The organism is Bradyrhizobium sp. Tv2a-2 (assembly GCF_000472425.1).
Taxonomy (GTDB): domain Bacteria; phylum Pseudomonadota; class Alphaproteobacteria; order Rhizobiales; family Xanthobacteraceae; genus Bradyrhizobium.
In genome coordinates, this window is the sequence record NZ_AXAI01000019.1 from 1 (window position 1) to 21,964 (window position 21,964).

Annotated in this window: 16 protein-coding genes and 1 pseudogene; 6 read left to right on the top strand and 11 right to left on the bottom strand. The window is 60.0% G+C overall.

Features of this window, described 5'->3' with window-relative positions:
* Positions 1 to 251, top strand: a pseudogene (locus tag A3AI_RS43720) (IS256 family transposase); the annotation flags it as partial.
* Between the two features lie 304 nt (positions 252 to 555).
* On the opposite strand, the gene A3AI_RS0131275 reads toward A3AI_RS43720, so the two are convergent.
* The gene (locus A3AI_RS0131275) at positions 556 to 1,467 is read right to left on the bottom strand and encodes a GAF domain-containing protein (RefSeq protein WP_024519358.1); all 912 of its coding nucleotides are present in this window, start codon (positions 1,465 to 1,467) and stop codon (positions 556 to 558) included.
* A gap of 328 nt (positions 1,468 to 1,795) precedes the next feature.
* Between A3AI_RS0131275 and A3AI_RS48100 the strand changes: the two genes are divergently transcribed.
* Positions 1,796 to 1,957 (top strand): hypothetical protein, encoded by a 162-nt coding sequence (locus A3AI_RS48100; protein ID WP_156928018.1) that lies wholly within the window; start codon positions 1,796 to 1,798, stop codon positions 1,955 to 1,957.
* A 327-nt stretch (positions 1,958 to 2,284) separates the two neighbouring features.
* Here A3AI_RS48100 and A3AI_RS0131285 read toward each other — a convergent pair whose 3' ends face one another.
* The 3 genes from A3AI_RS0131285 to A3AI_RS0131295 form a co-directional block, all read right to left on the bottom strand.
* Positions 2,285 to 3,574, bottom strand: a complete 1,290-nt coding sequence (locus tag A3AI_RS0131285) for an amidohydrolase family protein (protein ID WP_024519360.1) — start codon at positions 3,572 to 3,574, stop codon at positions 2,285 to 2,287.
* 49 nt (positions 3,575 to 3,623) lie between these two features.
* On the bottom strand, positions 3,624 to 4,934 hold the full coding sequence (locus A3AI_RS0131290) for a solute carrier family 23 protein (RefSeq protein WP_024519361.1): 1,311 nt from the start codon (positions 4,932 to 4,934) through the stop codon (positions 3,624 to 3,626).
* A 240-nt stretch (positions 4,935 to 5,174) separates the two neighbouring features.
* Positions 5,175 to 6,308 carry an ABC transporter ATP-binding protein gene (locus tag A3AI_RS0131295; protein WP_024519362.1) on the bottom strand — a complete coding sequence of 378 codons (1,134 nt, stop codon included), beginning with the start codon at positions 6,306 to 6,308 and terminating at the stop codon, positions 5,175 to 5,177.
* Positions 6,309 to 6,626: 318 nt separating this feature from the next.
* Between A3AI_RS0131295 and A3AI_RS0131300 the strand changes: the two genes are divergently transcribed.
* The 3 genes from A3AI_RS0131300 to A3AI_RS0131310 all read left to right on the top strand — a co-directional run bounded on the left by A3AI_RS0131300 (position 6,627) and on the right by A3AI_RS0131310 (position 11,099).
* Positions 6,627 to 8,471: a glycoside hydrolase family 15 protein gene (locus A3AI_RS0131300; protein ID WP_024519363.1), complete on the top strand. Its 1,845-nt coding sequence runs from the start codon at positions 6,627 to 6,629 to the stop codon at positions 8,469 to 8,471.
* On the top strand, positions 8,468 to 8,932 hold the full coding sequence (locus A3AI_RS0131305) for a HEAT repeat domain-containing protein (RefSeq protein ID WP_024519364.1): 465 nt from the start codon (positions 8,468 to 8,470) through the stop codon (positions 8,930 to 8,932). Before A3AI_RS0131300 ends, A3AI_RS0131305 begins: the two co-directional genes overlap by 4 nt.
* Positions 8,933 to 9,314: 382 nt before the next feature.
* Positions 9,315 to 11,099, top strand: a complete 1,785-nt coding sequence (locus A3AI_RS0131310) for an adenylate/guanylate cyclase domain-containing protein (RefSeq protein ID WP_024519365.1) — start codon at positions 9,315 to 9,317, stop codon at positions 11,097 to 11,099.
* 229 nt (positions 11,100 to 11,328) lie between these two features.
* On the opposite strand, the gene A3AI_RS0131315 is transcribed toward A3AI_RS0131310, so the two are convergent.
* The 7 genes from A3AI_RS0131315 to A3AI_RS0131365 form a co-directional block, all read right to left on the bottom strand.
* Positions 11,329 to 11,691, bottom strand: a complete 363-nt coding sequence (locus A3AI_RS0131315; protein ID WP_024519366.1) for an IS110 family transposase — start codon at positions 11,689 to 11,691, stop codon at positions 11,329 to 11,331.
* 1,682 nt (positions 11,692 to 13,373) lie between these two features.
* A complete protein-coding gene (locus A3AI_RS0131330; RefSeq protein ID WP_024519369.1) occupies positions 13,374 to 13,574 on the bottom strand; it encodes a hypothetical protein in 201 nt (66 codons plus the stop codon).
* A gap of 1,206 nt (positions 13,575 to 14,780) precedes the next feature.
* Positions 14,781 to 15,122 (bottom strand): phasin family protein, encoded by a 342-nt coding sequence (locus A3AI_RS0131340; protein ID WP_024519370.1) that lies wholly within the window; start codon positions 15,120 to 15,122, stop codon positions 14,781 to 14,783.
* 333 nt (positions 15,123 to 15,455) lie between these two features.
* Complete coding sequence (locus A3AI_RS0131350; protein WP_156928019.1) at positions 15,456 to 15,737, bottom strand: hypothetical protein; 282 nt, start codon at positions 15,735 to 15,737, stop codon at positions 15,456 to 15,458.
* 268 nt (positions 15,738 to 16,005) lie between these two features.
* Positions 16,006 to 16,419 carry a DUF6894 family protein gene (locus A3AI_RS0131355; protein WP_024519373.1) on the bottom strand — a complete coding sequence of 138 codons (414 nt, stop codon included), beginning with the start codon at positions 16,417 to 16,419 and terminating at the stop codon, positions 16,006 to 16,008.
* Position 16,420: 1 nt separating this feature from the next.
* Positions 16,421 to 17,227: a Crp/Fnr family transcriptional regulator gene (locus tag A3AI_RS0131360; RefSeq protein ID WP_245286993.1), complete on the bottom strand. Its 807-nt coding sequence runs from the start codon at positions 17,225 to 17,227 to the stop codon at positions 16,421 to 16,423.
* A 66-nt stretch (positions 17,228 to 17,293) separates the two neighbouring features.
* Positions 17,294 to 18,298, bottom strand: coding sequence for a chemotaxis protein CheB (locus tag A3AI_RS0131365; protein WP_024519375.1), 1,005 nt, complete (start codon positions 18,296 to 18,298; stop codon positions 17,294 to 17,296).
* Between the two features lie 144 nt (positions 18,299 to 18,442).
* Between A3AI_RS0131365 and A3AI_RS0131370 the strand changes: the two genes are divergently transcribed.
* Complete coding sequence (locus A3AI_RS0131370) at positions 18,443 to 21,961, top strand: chemotaxis protein CheB (RefSeq protein ID WP_024519376.1); 3,519 nt, start codon at positions 18,443 to 18,445, stop codon at positions 21,959 to 21,961.
* Positions 21,962 to 21,964: the final 3 nt, after the last annotated feature.

A 21,964-nucleotide genomic window follows, 5' to 3' on the forward strand; every position in this document is an offset into this window, starting at 1 on the left:
AGCATTGGGCTCATCTGCGCACCTCGAATCCGATCGAGAGCGTGTTCTCCACGGTGCGGCACCGGACGGTGCGAACGAAAGGATCGCTCTCGCCGAAAACCGCGAAGCTGATGGTGTTCAAGTTGATCGACGCCGCATCGAAGACATGGCGCCGACTGAAAGGAACAAATCAGTTGCCGAAGGTCATCGCCGGTGTAAAGTTTACTGACGGCATCGAGGTCATTCCGACCACTGAAAGCCACGCCGCCTGATCAGGCCGCGTCACCCAGAATCAGCCATAGCTCCAGGTTTGGACCGCGCAGTGCATTCGCACGGTGACGAAGGTCACACTGGTCAGGGTGCGGGGCTTCGGTCTCGCGTTACTTTTTTCGTATGACGTCGACGTTTCGGACCACGTCGACGTTTCGACGTGTGATTATTTCGCCTCTCTCGTTGGAAAGGCGACGCACAACCAGCCTAGATTGATCAGCCATCTTCGTGCTTTTGCCTGAGAGGATCTCGCGGAACGCGCCGCGTATCTCGCGGTCCAGTACGGCTGTGCGATCCGGCTTCAGGTCAACCGTTTTGGCCATTCATTTCTCCCGCTGCGCTCGGCTCTGTCCTTGGGCTCAGTATAACGCCTATCGACTGAGCCAAATCCCTGAGAGGCTGCACGTTTCCCTGCGTGAAGCGACCCACTCTGCTACTCGTTGCAACAAGAACTCCGATCGGCCTTCCATCGTTTACATCTGGAACGCAAATTGAAGCGACGCCCCGATACGTTGCCCTGTCATACTCTCGCTGCTGATCGCCCACACCTTGAAAAACCTCTTGCGATGCGACGTCATCGGTTAGAAGCTCTCCGTCTCGCTGGTAGGCCAATCCTACATGACCGGCTCCGATCGCCCAAGCGCGCGGAACATCTCCTGGCTGACCAAAATTTCGCCTGTAGTAAAGACAATGTAGTTCGCTGCCTTCCTGGAGGTAGACTGCAAAGTTCCATTGCTCTTCTTCTCGAATGCCAAAGAGCGGCGAACGCTGGTCGGCGACATTATCGAGTAGCTGTTTCACCACCTCCTCAAGCCTGTCCCGAGTAGAGGGTGTAAGCAAGGCACTTTCCACAGCACGCGCCGCGATACTCAGGCAATTGATATGGGCCGAGAGCTGAATAAATTCCAGACGCTGCTTTGCGGCGGAGCTTTCCAGCTGCTCGGTCCGCCGCACCTCCTGAGCGAATTTTTGAAAGATCAGCGCGGGGGTTTCGTCAAACCAAAAAAGGCCCAATCCGAGCAGAAAGCCGCCAATTAATACCGCAACCTGCATTGGCACCGCGAAGGCATGAACCCCCGGGGAAAGATCGGACACAGCTTTTAGCAGGCCAAGGATGGCGGGAGTTGCGATGGAGGAGAGAAAAAGTACGTATCGGCGCAAGCGAGTCAGGGAGACGAACCACTTCCTGACTTCTCGATAGAAGCTTCGATCGAACATCGATCCCCCATAGAGACCAGTTTATCCGATTCTGCTGTAAGACGCGCGAGCGACCTTAAAATCGGGCAATCGATTTGCTCGCACGCCGCTTACCTGATGCTTACCCGACGCGTACTCTGGGAGATTTTTGGCTCGTTAAGTTTGGGAAATTGTCTTGATATTCCAAGGTGGTGAGCGCGCTGGGGCTCGAACCCAGGACCCCGTGATCAATACCTTACTGGACAAGGCTCGGAGCACACTCAATGCGCGCCGATCGTACAGCCCCTTGATCAGATTGCGCGATTGGCTGCCGAGTAAGTGCAGCGCGCGGGCACAACAGGAGCGGCAAATGAACGAATCCAGAAGGGAAAGAATCCGCGAGCTGATTCGGATGCTGGAGTCGGCTCAAGAGCAAGTTCATGCCCTCTTGGTGGAAGAAGAAAACACGTTCCTGGCTGCACGCTGTGTGCCACTTGGCGTGGGATCCCAGCGCCGATCGACATTCTCCTGATCGACTTCACGACTGCGGGGTCAATGTTGGGCGGCCCTTTCACAGACTGGCAGCGGTAGAGAGCGTTATGAGGAGATTGCGCTCGCCGTGATCGTGGAAGCGCAACTCGTACCGTCGCGGAAGGATGCATTACGCCATCGACTTCCGGTCTTGGCGTACCTGGCATGTACGCTAGATGTTTGCTCTTTGGGGGGACGCGGACTCGATATGCTCAAGCTGAGTTTTTCTTGGGTTGACCCTTCGCGACATACTGCACCCCGCACCACCTCGGTCGCTAGCGGAAATTGACAACGAAGTTGAAATACATGTTGTCTTGAGGTCGAAAGATCATGTTGGTCGCTCACTAGAATGGTTAATCACGCAGCCCGAGCTATGCGATGATAGCTCGTCTGCGCCGCGCGCCAGCGCCTGCATGCGTTGGAGATCGACGCGTTGGCCGTGGCTGACGACCTGCCGAGGCGGCGCGTGAAAACGCAACGCCTCGATGATGTTCGGTTGGCCGAGCACGACGAGGTTGGCGTGGCCGCCGACCAAGAGACCAAAGCCTGGAACGTTCATAGCCTTCGCGGCCGCGACCGTCACCATGTCATATAGCCGCTCGATATCCTCGCGACCGGTCATCCAGAGCATGTGCGCGGTCAGGAACGCGACCTCAAGCATGTTGTTACGGCCGAACGGATAGTACGCGTCGGAGATGTCATCCTGGCCGAGGCAAACATTGATACCCTCGGTGAGCAGGTCCTTTACCCGGGCATGCAGCGGGCCGGTGTGGGGATCGCTGACAACGGAGACCTGCGCCCTGCGCAATGTGCCGGATAGACGCTGGAGATACGGCTCCGCATACAGCGCCATAGCGCGGCAATGATGAGCCAACGCCCGCCCGTTCCAACCACGGCGAATGGTCTCCGTTGCCATCATCTCCAGCGTGCGCAAGCTGGCGTCACCGGCATCGTCGAGCAGCATCGAAATGTCGGAGTTGTGCGCCCGTGCAAGATCGAAGCAGAAGTCGATGTGCTTCTGGGCTTCCGCATCCGTGAACTCGATCCACGGAATGCCGCCCACCACGTCGGACCCGAGCGCCATCGCCTCGTGCATCAGGCGGTCGGTGCCGGGGTCCTTGATGATGCCCTCCTGGGCGAAGGCAACGACCTGCAGTTCGACGATGCCGCGAAACTCCTCGCGCACCGCGATCAGGGCCCTCACGCCTTCGAGGCGCGCCTTGCTATCGACATCGGCAAACGCGCGGATGTGCAGATTGCCGTGCAGCGCGGCCAGCGCTACCGCGCGGCGGGCATTCCGCACGATCCAGGAGGCATCGTAGTTGGCCTTGACCAAGCTTGCGAGGTCGATCGCGGCGAGCGCCTTGCCCATGCCCGCTCCGTGATAGGCGGCGAGCGCGGCCTCGTTCATCATCGGCAGGGTCCAAACCTTGCATAAGTGTAGATGCGGGTTTGCGAACGATTCGGTGACGAGGCTGCCTTCGGCATCGATCTCATCCCGCGCCAGAACACTTAGCCTCTTGCCGATGTCGGCGATGCGCCCGTCGGTGATGGCGATATCGAACAGCTCATCGCCCTTCCGCCGTAGACGCGCATTTCGAATGCAGAGGTCGACCATGATCCTTCCTCAGAAATCGCCCGCGCCAATTGCTTCCAGCGCCTGGACGTTATTCCAGCGACCTGTTCCAAGCCAGAATTTGATAGAGGATGATGGCTCCGAATGTCGCGGTGCCAATTCCTCCCATAGCGAAAGCGCCGAACTTGAGCGTGAGGTCGCCGGCGCCAGCTATAAGCGCCGCGGCGACGGTGATCAGATTTCTAGGGTTGGAGAAGTCGACCTTGTTCTCCACCCAGATCCGGCCCGCCATGGCGGCTATCAACCCAAACAGCACAATCGATAAGCCGCCGATCACGGGACTTGGGATCGACAGGATGATCGCACCAAATTTCGGCGAGAAGCCAAGCAAGATAGACACGATGGCAGCCGTCGCAAACAGAAGAGTCGAATAGACCTTCGTTGCTGCCATCACACCAATATTTTCTGCGTAAGTCGTGACGCCGGTGCCTCCGCCGAAGCCGGACACGATCGTTGCCAAGCTGTCTCCCAAAAACGCGCGGCCCAGGAAGCTGTCGAGGCTTCTGCCTGTCATGACACCGATGGCTTTGATGTGGCCAAGGTTCTCCGCGACAAGAATGATCGCGACGGGTGCGATCAAGAACATCGCGTCAGTATGGAAACTCGGGCCTCTGAATTTAGGCATGCCTATCCACGGCGCGGCGGCCAGTGCCGTGAAGTCGATGGGTTTCCCGAATCCCAGGCGATTTGCCAGCAACAAGTACAGCAGATAGCCGGCAACGGCTCCGATGATGATCGGCAGCCTGCGCCAAATTCCCGGCGCTGCCACGTTAGTCAATCCGACGACCATAACCGTAAACAGCCCGATCCAGGTATCGAGTTGGCTACCGCTTACCGATTTAACAGCCACGGGAGCGAGATTGAGCCCGATTGCTGCCACCACGGCGCCAGTGACGACCGGCGGCATCAATCGCTCGACCCAGCCAACGCCGGATTGCATGACAATCAGAGCCATGACGCCGTACAGCACACCGGCGGCAATTATGCCGCCAAGCGCAACATCCAGGTGTTGGTTTGGTCCATGCCCGGAATAGCCGGTTGCGGCTATGACAACGGAAATGAAGGAGAAGCTCGAACCCAGGTAGCTCGGCACACGTCCCGCAACTGCCACAAAGAAAATGAGGGTGCCAACGCCCGAAAACAGCAGTGCCAGGTTGGGGTCAAAACCCATGATGAGCGGCGCGATAATAGTCCCGCCGGCCATCGCGACCGCGTGCTGCGAGCCCGAAATGATCGTCTGACCCCACGGCAGGCGCTCCTCCGGCATGATCACGCCCGTGGTTTTCAGTTTCCAAGTGGGGAAGTAGCCTCGTTGCGCTTCAGGGATCGTAGCGGTCGACATGTTCCTACCCCACTCTGTTGAGCAACGCGCTCAAGCTGTCCGACGACGGCGAGCGCGGGGGTAGTATATCTCAACGCCGGCCGGCGGGCAGGTCGGTATAACGGCGGGAATGGTGCGTGGTGCTTGGAGCATCGCCTCGGTACCCGGCGTGGAGGTCACAAACAAGACGTCGGCTGAAGTGCGACGAGTTCATTGGCAAATTAGCAGCAGTACGCGCGTGAACGTGAAACCGCGGCCGCGTCAACCTAGATGGACGTCAGAATCAGGCGCAACCAAATCATCATCGCCTCCATCGTGGCTCCGAAGCCGAACCCCCGAGGTCTTGTCGAACACGTGATATCGTTTGAAGGTCAGCCAGACCGGATCGCCGGTCCGGTGGTCGCCGCCGCACGCGGTTTGGGCGTGGACCTCGCGCTCTCCAATGGAGATGGTCAGGAACGTCGTGTCCCGCGGCGGAAGCGTTATGCTCTCGGCGATCGTTCCCTGCAGTCCGTCGGCCCGCGGCTCGCGTGACACCTCCACGTCCTCGGGGCGCACGCCCACCCACATCTGCGCAAGCGTCTCCCTGTTGGGCATCCTGTGACCATCGATCAGGCTGATCGGCGGCGCCCCGGGGCTGATGTTCAGGAACGCGGCCACGAAGGTGTTCTTAGGCGCGTCATAGATCTCCCGAGGCGCTCCCACTTGCTCAATCCGCCCGCGATCCATCACGGCCAGTATGTCGGCCAGCAGGAGAGCCTCATGATGGTCGTGGGTGACGTACACCGTGGTGATTTTGAATTGCTTGAGAAGACGTTTCAGATTGACGCGATACTTCTCGCGTAGCGTCTGATCAAGATTGGCGAACGGCTCATCGACCAGGAAGACCGCGGCGTCACGGGTAATACAGCGCCCCAAGGCGACGCGCTGTTTTTCACCACCTGATAGCGTGGTCGGTTTGCGGTCAAGCAGATAGGCAAGCTCGACCCCCATCAGCGCGCTGGTGCGCTCGAACTTTGCTCGGGCGAGCGCGTCAAGGGCGGCGGTCTTCTTGCGGAAGAGGAAGTAGGAGCGGACATTCGTTCGGGAGACCAAGTTTGGATAGAGCGCGTAGTTCTGAAAGACCATGCCGATCCGGCGCTCCCCTGGGCTTACGGCCTTCATATCCGCGTCATTGAAAAGCACGTCTCCCGAGTCAGGTTGCAGTAGCCCTGCGATGAGCTTCAGCAGGGTTGTCTTGCCGCAGCCACTCGGCCCCAGCACAACCATCGTCTGGCCGTCAGGCACCCGCAGCGTCAAGTCACGGATCGCGACCGTCGACCTCCGCCCGCCACCAAAAATCCCGGAAGACTCACTTAGCGTCTTGCAGACGTCGCGCAGATCGATCTGTGCCACGGGCACTCCTCGGCCGCTCCGGCTAGGCGTGCGACAAGTAGCATGGAATACTATCGGCACCAATCGCCCGCGGTCGGGTGGCGACTTGCGTTCGGCTCGAAACGGGGGTGGTGCCCGACAACATGCGCCGCAGGATCCGGAACCACCCACCGATCGCGCGATGTTCGGCGCACTGCAACGGACCGATCCGCGCTGTAAGGTCGGAGCGGCTGGCTGGAACGCATTTGATATCCGGTCTGTTTTTTGCCTCCTCAGGGCATTGACGATACGCCCGTCGTGGGGCTCGATTGGCGTCGAGCGAGCGGAGGAGACGAGATCATGGGCTACAAGCCGATCGAATCCTACGGCGTCATCGGCGACCTGCACACCGTCGCCCTGGTTGGCATTGACGGGTCCATCGACTGGTGTTGCCTGCCGCACTTTGACTCGCCGAGCGTCTTTGCAGCGATCCTCGACGACCAGAAAGGGGGCTCATTCCGCATCGCCAGTCTCTACGAGGCGCAGCACAAACAGATGTACATGCCTGATAGCAACGTCCTGGTGACGCGCTTTCTTAGCGACCAGGGCGTCGGTGAGGTCGTGGACTTCATGCCGGTCCAAGGCACGCGCGAGATCAGAAAGATCCACCAGATCGTCCGGGTAGTGCGGGCGGTGCGTGGGTCGGTTCGCTTTCGCCTCGACTGCCGGCCGGCTTTCGACTTCGCCCGCCGGCCCCACCAGGTCGTCCTGGAGGGCCGGGGAGCAATCTTCGAGGCGCAAGGCATGAAAGTCTCGTTGGTCAGCCGCTTCCCGCTTGTTCGGCAAGGCGACGGCGTCGCAGCCGAGTTCGTCCTCAACCCCGGCGAGACGACCACGTTTATCCTCCGCCAGGTGGAGGGGAACGGCCACGACAGCGTTCATGACGGGGTCTTACTCGAGGCGCGGCTAGTCGGCACGGAGGCCCTGACGCAGACCCTGGCCTTTTGGCGGCAGTGGCTGAGGAAGTGCAACTATTCAGGTCGCTGGCGCGAGATGGTCCACCGCTCGGCGCTGGTGTTGAAGCTGCTGACGTTCGCACCGACCGGCGCGATCGTAGCGGCGCCGACCTGCGGGCTGCCGGAAGAGATCGGCGGGGTGCGCAACTGGGACTATCGCTATACTTGGGTGCGCGACGCCGCCTTCACCAATTACGCCTTCCTGCGCCTGGGGCTGACGTCGGAGGCAGAGCAGTTCATGGCCTGGTTGGAGCAACGGGCCGTCGAGGGCGCCCGGGGCTACCCGTTGCAGACTATGTATCGCATCGACGGCGGGCACGAATTGCCCGAGGAGGTCCTCGGCCACCTCGATGGCTACCGCGGCTCGCGTCCGGTGCGAGTCGGCAACGCCGCTGCCGAGCAGCTGCAGCTGGACATCTATGGCGAGCTGATGGACGCCGTCTACCTGTACGACAAGTACGGGACGCCGACCGCCTATGACTTCTGGTGCCACCTGCGCAAGATGCTGGACTGGGTGGCGAACAACTGGGAGCGAGCCGACGATGGCATCTGGGAGGTGCGCGGTGGACAGCAGCAGTTCGTCTACTCCAAGGTGCAGTGCTGGGTGGCGCTAGACCGAGCGATCCGCCTTGCGCAGAAGCGGAGCCTGCCGCTGGACCGCACCCGCCTGGCCGCGGAGCGAGACCGCATCTACGAGGCCATCATGACGCACGGCTGGGACACGGAGCGGCAGACCTTCGTGCAGCACTTCGCCACCGACGCGGTGGATGCGTCGAACCTGATCATGCCGCTCGTCTTCTTCCTGTCGCCGACCGACCCCCGCATGCGCGGGACGTTGGATCGGACCATGGCGGAGCTGGTCTCCGACAGCCTAGTGTACCGCTACGAGATCGGCAGAGGAGCCGGCGACGGCCTGACTGGGAGCGAGGGGACGTTCAATATGTGTACGTTCTGGCTGGTGGAAGCGCTGGCCCGGGCGGGCCGCGCCGAGGAGGCCCGCTTCATCTTCGAGAAGATGCTGACCTACGCCAACCACCTCGGTCTGTACGCCGAGGAGACGGGTCCCCGTGGCGAAGCGCTGGGCAACTTCCCGCAGGCATTCACTCACATCGGGTTGATAAGCGCCGCGTTCAACCTGGACCGCCGACTCGGCGTGCGTGGGGCCTTGAGTAGTAGGGGCGGGCCATGAGCGCGCAGGTCGCTTACCTAGGGACTTGTGTCCCGGACTGGGTGAGGGAGCTTTCGAGCAGCGATCCGCTCCAGCGCCGCCTCGGCGCATATGCCCTGGGCGAGATCGGCCCCGCGGCAACCGAGGCTGTGTCCGACCTCGCCGCGGCCCTCCAGGACCCGGTAGCGTTCGTGCGCGTCTGGGCGGCGGCGGCCCTCGCCCGGGTGGCGCCGTCGGGTGGAGAGTCGGTCACCGTCCTCATCGCGGAGTTGGACGACGAGCTTGCCTTCGTCCGCAGCCTGGCGGCCTGGCACCTCGGGCGCCTCGGTCCGGCCTTCCCGGGGATCGAACAAGCGCTCCTCCCCCTCCGACAGCTAGCGGGTGATAAGGATCCGAGCGTGCGGGTGGAGGCGGCGCTAGCGCTGGGGATGCTCGAGGGGAAGGGCGCCCCGCCGCCGGAGCTGAAGTCCTTGTCCACTTGAGCCTTGGGCAACATCGCCGCGCGCGGATTTGCTCGCGCTCCTCTAGCAACACGATCTCGGCGTCAGTCGCCGGGCTTCTCTCTCCCAACTCGAAGGCTTTTCGTCGCCGCAAAACGGACATTGGAGTTGGCGACCAGGACGGCGTGCGCTCCATTCGAAGCGGGCGCCGGCCGGATGCCGCCGATCGCGCCCGCGTGCCGTCAATCATCGCGGTGCCAGGCGGCAGGTGACTCAGGATTCGTTCGCGGCTCTCTCGGCTCGGCCACCAACCGCTGAGTCATCCAAAGGGCTCGCGCCGATTTTAGCGAGCGACCCCCGTCGTGTCCCTGTGGCAACCTGCGGTTCCCTCGTGCATAATCTCCCTGCGAACGGGACGCGTGCCATGGCCAAAGCGCATCCAGGCAGGGTCGGACGCAGGTTGGCAGCCATAGTTGCGGCTGACGTTGCCGGTTACTCGCGCCTCATGGGCCTCGACGAGGTCGGCACCGCCCGCACACTCCGCGAACACCGCAAGGTTACCGACGCCCTCGTGGCGAAGCATGGCGGACGCCTCGTGAAGACCACGGGGGACGGCGTGCTCCTTGAGTTTCCCTCGGTGGTCGACGCGGTCGAATGCGCTGTGGCGGTGCAGGCGGTGATGGCTGAGCGGAACGAAGGAGTATCGCAGGACCGTCGGATGCTCTTCAGGATCGGGGTTAATCTCGGCGACATCCTGATTGAGGAGGACGGTGACATCCTCGGTGATGGTGTCAATATCGCTGCAAGGCTTGAGGGCATCGCGGAGCCTGGTGGGATCTGCATTTCGTCTTCTGCCTACGATCAGGTCCGTGGCAAAGTCGGAGCCGATTTCGCTGATCTGGGCGAGCAAGTTCTTAAGAACATTGCACGGCCGATCCGTGCGTATGCGGTTGGCCTCAACGCGAATGTCGCTCAGCGAACCAACCCTCTGACAGTTTCATCTCCGCATCTGTCTATTGTGGTGCTGCCGTTCGCAAACATCGGCGGCGATCCCGAGCAAGAGTATTTCGTCGATGGGGTCACTGAAAGCCTCACAACGGACCTATCGCGTATCAATGGCGCATTCGTGATTGCACGGAACACCGCGTTCACGTTCAAGGGCAAAGCGGTAGACGTGAAGAAGCTCGGAAAAGAGCTGAACATTCGCTATGTCTTGGAGGGCTCGGTGCAACGGTCTAGCAAACGTCTGCGGGTGAACGTGCAGTTGATCGACGCGGAAACAGGCAGTCACCTTTGGGCCGAACGCTTCGATAAACCCGTCGTTGACCTGTTTGACATGCAGGATGAAATCGTATCGAGGCTCGCCAACGCGATCGATGCCGAACTCATTGCCGCCGAGGCGCGCCGAGCGGAGCGCTTATCGCATCCAGATGCTATAGACTTGGTCTTTCAAGGTGCCGGTTGGTACAACAAGGGCCTGACCCCCGATTATCTAACAAAAGCGCGCAGCTTCTTTGAGAAGGCCATTGCGCTCGACCCCAACAACATCGAAGCCATGGTCGGTTTGGCGCAAGTCGATGCGGTGTTTGGGGGTAGCGTTACCACTGACGACTGGTCGGCGCGGTTTATGGCGGCAGAGACGGTCATAACCAAGGTCTTATCTCTCGCACCAAACCACGCGCGAGCTCACTGGATCCTCGGGTCCGTGGTTACGTTTACGAACCGCGCTGCTCAGGGCATCACTGAATGCGAGCAGGCCTTGGCGCTGGATCGCAATTTGGCCCGCGCGCACGCCCTTATCGGCCTCGCCAAGTTTTTTCTTGGTCGGGGCGGAGAAACCGAACCTCACATCAACGAGGCATTGCGACTTTCGCCTCGCGACACCCTGGCCTATCGCTGGATGGTTGTTCTCGGCCTTGCCAAGGCGCAGCTCGGTGCCGACGCAGAAGCGGTCATTTGGCTGCGTCGGGGGCTCGAGGCAAACCGCAATTTTTCCGTAATACATTTCGATCTTGCGGCTGCGCTCGCGCGGCTCGGAAAATTGAACGACGCGCGGAATGCGGTGAATGCGGGGCTTGCGCTCGATCCACGTTTCACGATCCGCCGCTACCGAGATGTTACTTTTGCAAACAGCGACGATCCAACTTACCGTGCTGGACGCGAACGCTCCATTGAGGGGATGCGATTGGCCGGGGTGCCGGAAGGGTAAGGGCTTACGGACTGGTCGGAGCAGCCATGTGTTCGGCCTGCTTGCGCGGTACTCATGACCGCTGGCCATAATGCCCTCCGCGGATCAGGTCCCGGTCAAAAGCGCGCATTCGATGATGCTGTGGCCCGAGTGGGTTGTCCTGATCGCCGGATCGACCGGCACTGCATTAAGTGCTGTTCGTCTTCCCAACCGTTACGTCACACCGGTTGCCCGGTGTAATCTCGTCTCGTCACGCCGCGAGAGCGGCGGGTTCCTTGTAACGCTCGTTCCTGGCCATCATCGCCCAGGCCATCCGGGCGAGTTTGTTGGCAAGCGCAATAGCTGCGACCTTAGTGGGGCGCCGGGCCAATAATCGAGTGAGCCAGGGCCGATGATCGGTGCCATGGATCTTGGCATAGCGGATCACGGCGAGTGCGCCAGCCGTGAACAGGCTGCGCAAATAGCGATCCCCTTGTTTGCTGATATTGCCAAGCTTGTCCTTGCCCCCGCTCGAGTTCTGCTTCGGCACGAGCCCAACCCAGGCCGAAAAATCCCGTCCTGATCGGAAGGCTCCTGGATCAGACCTCTCCCCTCGTTCTAGCGGCGTGTCCACAGATGGCGTCAACCGTCAACTCGTTCGATCCGGCATCGTGACCGTAGGTCTTGAATGTGTAACGTCATGCATGATTGGGCTGGACCCTACGATCTGGGACCACCTGTCGAACCGACGGAGAAGGAGCCGACCCACCCCCCGCCCCTGGGGGTATGATCCCCCCAACGGGGGTGCTTGGGTTGGGCCGGGGCTGCCGAGCCGTGGGCGCCCCCTGAGCCTGACATTGCCGGCCGGGCGCCCGGGGCCGGTACCCGCCTGCGGACAGGTTCGAAACATAGGTGAATGTCAGCCGGCCAGATTCATGCATCATTCGGTTCATGACAAACACCGACCCGGCCCGGTTTGAGGCGCTCGCGCAGCACTACCGTAGCGAAGCTGAGGTCTGCCTGAAGATAGCGGAGCGAACAGATGGCGCTATCAGGGGGGAACTGGTCATAGCTGCGGTCCAGTGGATCGAGTTGGCGAAAGAGGCCGAAGCAAAGCGGCGCCCGAATTGATACGCAGGTCGTCCGGGTAACCGCTGTTAGCGCGACGCGCAGGCACGTGCTCCGACGCGCGTCACAAAGTCCGACACCGACCGTTGAGATAGATCAACGGCGGAACCTGCTCGTTGCTGCGTAATCGGTTCTAGCGGGTGAAGCCCGCGACGCGATCGCCGGTGACCTGGAGAGGTTCCAAGGCTGGGATGTCGCCGGTGGTCGCGCCCGGCCGCAATGTCGCACCCGGAACCGCCAGGGCCTCGCAGCGTTGCTTCCTGCCGCGTGGCGCATTTTCTTCACCACTGCCAGCGCCGCGCGCTGGTCACCGGGCGCGGCGGCTCAGGCAGCACCCGGTGGCTGGGCACATAGACGGGCGCAGGGCTCGAGGCGCGGCGAGGGGGATCAGATTTTTTAAAATCGGCCGCGTGGGCGTACATTGCAACCTCCCTTTGCTCGACAGCCAGAAGGGCGCGACGCAATCATTATTGCAATCGTACAGTGCTGGCGGGGGCCTGTACGAGCCAACCAACGGATAAGCAGTACCCAGTGCCGGGAGATGAGGCTCCGGCCAACAATGGAGCTTTTCGCGCTGGCTCGCGTCCAACGTCCCCACGCTCTGTCAGGTCTGTTGCGTAGCGTGGAGTACGCAGAGCGCCGTTATTCCCTTTGCAGGGGGGGCGGTGAGACGGCCCCGGGGCAGCCCTCGCCTACGGGGGCCTCTGCATTGGAAAATCGAACGAGGCCCGGCGGGCCCCGGAGCGACGATGGTCTCTGAAACGACCGAGCGCTCGGTCCGAGCCGGTAGCGCGTCTCATGAGCGAAGGCCAATCAAAAACCCCGCCCGGGAGATCACTGAGTGGGGACTTTATGACGATCGTCGGGCTCCTCGGGCGATAATCGCGCGCGCTCCCGCAATGGTCCTGAAAGCGGACAATTGGCGCGGACCTGCTGAGAGGTCCGAGTTGGGGTCAATAGCGACATTGGCATGAATGAAAAGGCCATAAACCGAGGCGGCTTTCAGTGAGCGTCGGGGCCTGCCCTAAGATTGGACCGCAGCACCTCAGGGTCCATTAACCGACCGCTTGGATCGTGAATAGCGATCCTGCTTTTGCCTCGTGTGGATGCCTCGAATATCGCCAACGCTTCGGCCGCCGTCTTGGCGAAAATGATGAGTGACCCCATTTTGATTTGATAGGGCATTGTTCATGTCGGCGGCTGTAGTCCAGGAGAGTTTGCCCAATCGGCTAGATGGACCGCAGTATCAGCCTGCCGCGCTTTCTTGAGCAACTCGTCCTTCTCGGGGCAAGGCTGAAGCTGACCAGCTTTCTCGCGAGCTTCTTTGGCAAACGAGATCAACCGATCTTTCAAGGTGACAGTCTGCTTGAAATGACGCCGCTTCAACATGGTGGCGCTTTCCCTTGCCAGAGAGGGCGGGAGCGCAAAGGGCGTTCTCATCACCGATAGATACCACGGGCCGAGCGGTGACAGTTATTAACGTCTCAAAAACGGGAGGGTTCGAAACGCCGAACTAGTGTTGGGCCATTCTATGTCTACTGGAATTAACTTATGTAATTGCGGTGCGCGGGATCGCGCTATAAGGCCGCCGCGCAAAGGGGGACTAACTTGAGCCAAAGCCATTCTGGCACAATTTTAATCGTCGAAGATGACGACGCATTTGGCTACGCTGTCTCGCGTTACCTAAAATAAAAACTAAGGGTTACAGAAGTCATTCTGACGTCTGGCTCTTTGGCCGCATTGCGAGAGTTAGACAATGAGAAGATTGATGTCGTAATCGCGGACATCGCTCTTCAGCCGAATGAGCCACACGGCTTGTCCTTGCTCGTATGATCGTCACACAGAAGCCGGCGGTTTCAGTGCTGTTCGTTACCGGACGCGCTGATCTAATCGCGCTCGACGGCCATCCCCCGGGCGATGTTCTTTACAAGCCGATCGACTTTGCCGAGCTGGCACACAAGATCGACGGCCTAATCGCAAAATCATAAAACCACCTCAGCACCCGCTGTTCGTATCTATCTGCCGGACAACCCTCCAACAGTGACACAATAGCCGACCCTTCGTTTAGGCGGCTGTGGGCCCCTTAGCCGACGTGCGGGTGCGTCCATTATCATCCAGCCTTCGAACAGGCGACGTTCGTGAAATCAAACGACGCCGCCAACTCAGGCGACCTCAATCACCCCAAACAATTTCTCCGCACAGACATCGGAACAGGCGAAGCGTTCTACCATTGCGAGAATCGAGTATCTCGATGAAACGATCAAGCTCGACGGCACATCTCGAACAAAATATCAGCTTGATTCTTTGGGCCTCGTTGCACGTGCGCACAGCTGACTCAGCGTGATCCATTATTTGTCGCCCCGGCTTCGTGTTCGCCCCCGGCCGCCAAGGTTGGGCCGGTTATGACATGCCACTCGGCTCGGTGCGTTATCCTGTGTTACTTTTTGCGAATTACGACTACGTCGACAAACCCAAGCTCCGCGTACAGTTTTGGCCAAAGCATGGCCGCACGATGGAGAATATGGGGCTAGGCCCGCCGAGCGAGAGCGTGCCGCCCGATCCGACAGCGGCAAGTTCTGCGAAACGCGCCGGCGCTCAGCTTGTTGGGCCCTTGAATGACGCCGCCATTTTAGTCCCGATTTTGCTTGCGTCCTCGGCGGCGACCCTTAGTTGAGACTGAAAGTGTTCGACCTGAATGCGGAAGGCCTCTTGGAAATCCTTTGCACGCAAAAGCCTCTCCACGAAATCCCGGTTTGCTGCAACTTGCCGCTCAACGTACGCCTTGAAGTTGGTGATTTGCTCTTCATTGGCACCCGGAAATCCTCGCATGGCCTTGTCAATCGTGTCGATGTAGGTTTGCGTTGCGCTTTGCATCTTTTCGAGATTTCCAAGCATCATAGTTCGAACTGCTTCGAACGGGTTCGCTTCGTCTGCCATGAGAACTCTCCTCAGTTCTGATCCGCCGCATGGTAGGAATGCGATGCAGATCAATTTATTGATTTAGATCAACGCTAATGCAGCTGGAGTGTTAGGGCCTTTGGGAAGCGTTGCAGTGCACGTGGTCGATCGCAATCACCGCCCCGATGTCGGCACATGCCCAGTGGCGACGATCCGGCGGGCCAACGCCGAGCTGAGCTACATTCCGTGGATCAATCAAAGAGTGTAAGTAATTCGGAGCCGTCAGCTCGACGAGGATGATGAGGTTCGCACGACGCATCAGCGTCTCATCGTGGAGGCCCCACATGCACCAACAGGCGCTCGCGGTCGACACTACTTCGCGTCAGTTAGGGCGTGTTCCCCGAGCCGACTAACGGCTATCCCCTCCTTGGCCGACTTTTCCGTCACGGCAGCGACGCGCCGCCGGTGCGCGCCGTTCAGAAAGTATTTCTCGTCCAGGACCAGCATATAGCTGTCGAGGATCGCCAACCAAACTAACTCCAAACCGCGAAGTTCAGCCTTCGCGACAGGATTGGTTTCAGCATCGGCCCGTTTCCGTAAATCCGCAATACGCGTAAGACACGGGGGAATCCTGTCGGGATTTTCAAGGTTCATGAGCGTTGTCTCCCGCCCCTCAAGGTCCAGCAACACCGCTTCTTCGGACTGGTGCCTTCGGAAAGTTACAAACCAATATCGCCAGTTGCCTAGGTGACGGCCGCGGTTGACCGGCGTCGGTGCATCTACGGCGCCGGCGAAACTCCTCGGCTAACCTGTGTCTGACGTTGGTTGGTGCCAGTTGTTCCTCGTCGGCCGTTCGCAACATTGCTAGTCCTATTGAGTCGGCCAAAGTTTTCGGCGGCCCGCGAAACAGTGTTGGCGACTATTACCAGGATGAGCGCGCGGTAATGCGCGCGAGGTTTGCGCGAATGTCGCAGAAGGTATTCCTTACTTGTTCGAATTCTGCGCGAATTTCGGCTGTCAGCCCCAGGCTGCGCGCCGCGTGACGCCGGCAGCTGTCGAATATCCGGACCGTTTCCAAATTCATGGGCCTTTTTGTCGCGGCTGCGGGTGAGAGAATTTCAGAAAATGTCACCTCCATCAAAACATTTCCCCGCTCGTCGGCGATTTCGAACATATCGTTTGCCGGATTCCGGTGCGCGCGCAGCTTTTCGATAGCCATGTCCAAGATGGCGTCACAGGTGTCGAGATAGGCGGCATCAAGAGACGAAAACTCCGTTCCAGTCTCGTCTGCACTGAAGCCACCATGCGAGTGTAGATTGAAGAAGAACCTGGGCATTTCAACACGCTCCCGCGTCTGGCGGCCTCAACCCTCTTAGGTATTGGGCGTCGAATTCAGCGATCTCGCGAAGACCGCTTTTGTCTTGTATCGTCAGCCGGTTACGGCTCAGTTCGATCAACTTCTGACTTCGCAGGAATTGCAAGACCCGATTTACATGCACGGTGGAAAGTCCAAGGATATCGGCCAGTTCGTGCTGCGTCAGCGGAAGATCGAAGGCCTCGCCAGGGTCTTCAGCGCCAATCTGCAAGCGGTAACACACTTCGCACAAGAAATGCGCCAATCTAGCCTGGGCGTTGCGCCGCCCAAGCCAGACCATCCACTCCTGTTGGATAGCGGCTTGCGCGGCGGTCTCCAGCCATAGGGCACGCGCAATAGCGGGGCGGTTCGCGACGAGTCGATCCAGTCGCGCAAGGGGAATGGGCAGACAGACCGTCGGGGTGAGAGCCGAGATCGACATCCGTGAGCGAGGAAACATCAGCTCACCTGCGTTCAATGTATCTCCTGCAACGAAAATGGCGACAATCTGCTGGCTTCCGTCCGCCAACGTCCTGGCAGCGCGGGCCATCCCGTCGCAAAGAATGATCAGGGACGTGGTCTCGCAACCCTCTTGGATCAGACGATCTCCCCTGGCCGTGTGTCGCGGCGTTGAGGCGCCGGCCAATAGGGCCTGTTCGTCGGACGGCGACAGCCCTGATCGCTTCGTCAGCTTGCTCAAAAGCGCCGAGCGATCGTGCGACATCGATAGTTTGTCGTCTTTGTCCACCATATTCGCCCAACGATCTAAGTTCAGGCGAGTGTCATCCAAAAGCCATTCCCAAGGTTCGGCGCGGAAATCGCGACGATTCCTTGTTCCAGAACCAATTTTGACGCTCTATTCCGCGAAACGTGCGGCGATCTCGTCGGTGCGCCTGATCGAGTCGCGGATGACCTTAGCCTCCTGCTCGAATTCACGGGCCTTCTCTGCCCAGGATTCGGCGATCTGGGTTCGACCGCTGCCACTCGCCTGTTCTTCCAGCTTCCTGGCGAGACTAATGCGCTCGTCAAGCGCCCGCAATGCGCTGCCAAAAGCTCGCCGCAGATTGTCGTCAAGGGAGAGGCTCATGAGTTCGGCTGAGTAGGCATGGCCGACGTGACAGCGGTAGCGGACCAGTTCGCCTTCGTCGATTTCCCACATGACACCGTGACAATCGGGGCACGCGAGCACCGATCGCCGGCCGATGCGATCCATTTGGCTCATGCTTCCACGTCCGCCGCGAGCGATCTCGACTTCATATTCAATGGCTCCTGTGACCGGCATCGGCTCACCTTCAGGCTGCCGCACCAGTTTTTCAAACAGCGCCGGCATGCCCGCGAGGCCGACGACATGATTGGGTTGTGAGCGCGTCAGCGCCGTCGTGGGCATTTCCGGAAAGGCGGCGTCGCTCGGGTCCTGCACCACGGTGATTCCGCCAGACTGCTTGAGCGCCAGCAGACCGGCCGCGCCATCCCCCAGTGTTCCGGTAAGGACGGCGCCGATCGTCCTGGCACCGCAGCAGAGGGCCGCAGAGCGGAATAGCGGATCGAGCGCCGGCCGGGCGTTGTTCTCGCGGGGGCCCAATCCCAGCCTCAACTCCTCGCTCTCCACCAGCAGATGGCGCTCTGGCGGTGCAATATAGATATGGCCTCTTTCAAGCTTCTCGCCGTCCACGGCGAAAGTCGCCTGGAGCGGCCCTGCCTGGGTCAGGATCGCATCAAGCGTCGAACGGAACTGGCTCGACAGGTGGATCACGACGAGAACCGAGGCCGGGAAACCGGGCGAGAATTCACCGGCAAGAAAGCGCAGTGCCTCGAACCCACCGGCGGAAGTCCCTATGGCCAGAACGTCCCGATTACCCATCCAACGCTCCAGGGCTGCCCGAAGAGGAACACTCGTCTCGGGTGATTCGTTCCGAAATTAAGCGCGAACGGCAGTACTTGGCCTGAACTTGTGATAGGTTTGGCCAAATGCCATCCTGAACTGATTGGTTAACGAGACTGTGCGATGGCTGAAATCAACGACGAGGATCGAGAGGAAATATCTGGACCGGGCGCCGTCAAACCCGTCGTAGTGGGAATTGGCGCCTCCGCCGGCGGCGTTCGCGCGTTGCAGCAACTGTTCGAGGCGCTACCCGAGGAGACCGGCGCGGCCTTCGTCGTGGTAGTCCATCTCGATCCGGATATGCGCAGCGAGATGTCAAGCATCCTGGCTGCGCGCACGCATATGCCCGTTCTCCAGGTCGGCGAGCCCGTCCCGCTGCAGGCGGACCACGTGTACGTCATCCCACCCGATCGCCGTCTGCACATCACCAACGATGAAATAGCCACTGCGGAGTTCGATGAGCCGCGTGGGAAACGTGCACCGATCGATCTGTTCTTCCGCTCGCTGGCCGAACAGCACGGGGACGGTTGCGCTATCATCCTGACCGGCGCCGGATCCGACGGCGCGGTTGGAGTAAGGGCCGTCAAGGAGTCCGGCGGCATCATCCTCGTGCAGGACCCCAACGAGGCCGAATTCCCCTCGATGCCACGTAGTGCGATTGCGACCGGAATCGCAGATTTCGTGCTGCCAATACGCGAACTGGCCCAACGCCTGACCGAACTGGTGCGCGAAAAGAGCAACGGCGCTCCAGAGACCGGAATGCGCAATTTTAGCACGGACCTGCTGCGGCGCATCCTCGCGCATGTCCGGGTTCGGACCGGGCACGATTTCTCCAAGTACAAGCGGGCGACCATTCTGCGCAGAATCGCGCGCCGGATGCAGATCACCAGAACCGAGACCCCGAACGACTATTACGATGTGCTGCGTGACAACACGGACGAAGCGCAGGCCCTCCTGGGCGATCTCTTGATTTCGGTGACGTCGTTTTTCCGCGACAAGGAAGCATTCCGGACACTTGAAATGCAGGTCATCCCGCAATTGTTTCACGGGAAGCTGCCTGATCGTTCAATACGTGTCTGGATCCCTGGCTGTGCCACCGGCGAAGAAGCCTATACGATCTCGATGCTGCTCCTGGAGCATGCCTCGCGACAGGACATCAGGCCTACAATTCAGGTCTTCGGCTCGGACATAGACCCAAGGGCGCTCGCTATTGCGCGAGAGGGCCAGTATCCCGCGGCCATCGAAGCGGATGTCAGCGAAGATCGCTTGCGACGTTTTTTCGTGAAGGAAGGTGATCATTATCGTGTGCGCCAGGAACTGCGCGACCTCGTGCTGTTCGCTAGTCACAGCGTTCTCAAAGACCCGCCCTTTTCACGCCTCGATCTCATCGCCTGTCGCAATCTCCTGATTTACCTCGATCGCGAACTGCAGGAGTTGGCGTGCAATACTTTCCATTATGCTCTCCATCCTGACGGATTTCTCATGGTGGGCACGTCGGAGAGCGCCGACAATCCCGTCGGACTGTTTCGCACTTTCGATCGTAAGGCGCGTATCTATCAGTCGTCGGCAAATCCGGGCGAGGTGCGTCTGCTGCCGCGCCTGCTCGGAAGCGTGGGCACAGTGCACGAGCAGGCTTCAGTTACGATAAGGCCGCCAAGCACCAGCTCATTGCTTCATGAAGCTGCCGCGCACCGCAATGCCCTGGAAAAGCTTGCTCCGCCCAGTATCCTTGTCGATCAATTGCATCGCGTCCTGCACATGTCCGATAGCGCCGGGCGTTTCATACAACCGTCCGGCGGTCCCCTCAGCGGCAATTTGGTCGATCTGGTGCGGCCGGAGTTGCGGTTCGAATTACGTTCGGCCTTGCATCGGGTTTTCGAAACTTCGCAATCCTGGCTCAGTCTTCCCATCTCCGTCCGTTTCAACGGCGCGCCGCATCGGGTGCTGATGCACGTGAAGCCGGCGGACGATCACGGTGATCGTGCGCCCGCCACCGCGGTGGTCCTGTTCATCGAGGGCGGAGAGGTCGAGCATGCGATCGATGGGGCTCTGCCCCAGAACGACGATGCTAACAAGGTCGTCGCCCGGCTCCGAGAAGAGCTTCAGCTGACCCAGGCGCGACTGCGCACGACCCGAGAGGAATCGGAGAGCGCGAATGAGGAATTGCGCGCCGCCAATGAAGAGCTGCAGTCGATCAACGAGGAATATCGTTCGACGTCCGAAGAGCTGGAGACCAGCAAGGAAGAGCTGCAATCGATCAATGAAGAGTTACAGACCGTCAACAGCGAGCTCAAGCTGAAGCTCGAGGCGGTCTCCCGTGCACACAGCGACCTGCAGAACCTGATGGCGGCAACCGATTTCGGGACCTTGTTCCTCGATTCGAGCCTGCGTATCAAGCGCTTCACGCAACAGGTGACCGAGCTGTTCAGCATCACGCCGGCCGACGAAGGCCGACCGATCGCGGATTTCACGCATCGATTGAAATATGATGATCTCGCCAGCGACGCGCGCGCGGTGCTGGTGAACCTCACCCCGATCAGGCACGAACTCCGCAGCCGCGATAATCGATGGTACGACGTTCGTCTGCGCCCATACCGCACGGTCGATGACAGGATCGACGGAGTCGTTATCACCTTTGTCGATATGACCGACCGGCGTCACGCGGAACAGGCGCTCAGGCTGAGCGAGCGGAGCCTTCGACAAGAGAAGCAACTTGTCGACCTCTCGCGCGATCCGATCTTCATATGGGACTATGACGGCACCATCCTCGAATGGAATCGCGGAAGCGAGGAACTCTACGGCTACAGCCACGACGAGGCGGTGGGAAAGCGGAAAGAAAGGTTATTGGGCACAATCGTACCCGGGGGATCATTCGCCGAATTGCGGGCCAAGCTGCTCGAGGACGGCAGCTGGAGCGGCGAGTTGAAGCACAAGACCAAGGACGGCCGCGAACTGACAATCGAGAGCCGCATCATCCTTGAAACAATCGACGGCCGACGGCTCGCCCTGGAAACCACCCGGGACGTCACCGAGCGCAAGGCCTGGGAAGCACAGCAAAGATTGTTGCTTGGCGAACTCACCCACCGCGTCAAGAATACGCTCGCGGTTGTCCAGTCGATCGCGCATCAGACCCGGCGCTTCAGCAATTCGGATGAGGACTTCACCGACCGCCTGGATGGTCGTCTGACCGCCCTGGCTGCAGCTCATTCGCTACTGGTCGATTCGGACTGGAAGGGTGCCGATCTCGCTACGTTGGTGCGCGTGCAACTTGCGCCCCACATCTCCGGCAATCTCGAACGGACGACGATAGTGGGCGAACCCGTGTTCCTGCCTGCCGATCTGGCAACGCCGTTTGGATTGGTCTTCCACGAGCTGGCGACCAATGCCGCCAAGTATGGCGCATTCTCGCGCAAATCCGGCATGGTGGACCTGCGCTGGAATGTGCGCACGCGTAGTCAGCCGATCCTCACGGTCGTTTGGCGCGAAAGCGGTGGTCCGACGGTTACGGCACCGAAAACCAGCGGGTTCGGAAGCGCGTTAATTGAAAAGGCGATACCGAATGCGACGGTCCGGCGTGAATTCGACCGCGATGGCTTGGTTTGCACGATCGAATTGCCGCTTCCAAAAGGTTCGAGAGAATGACCG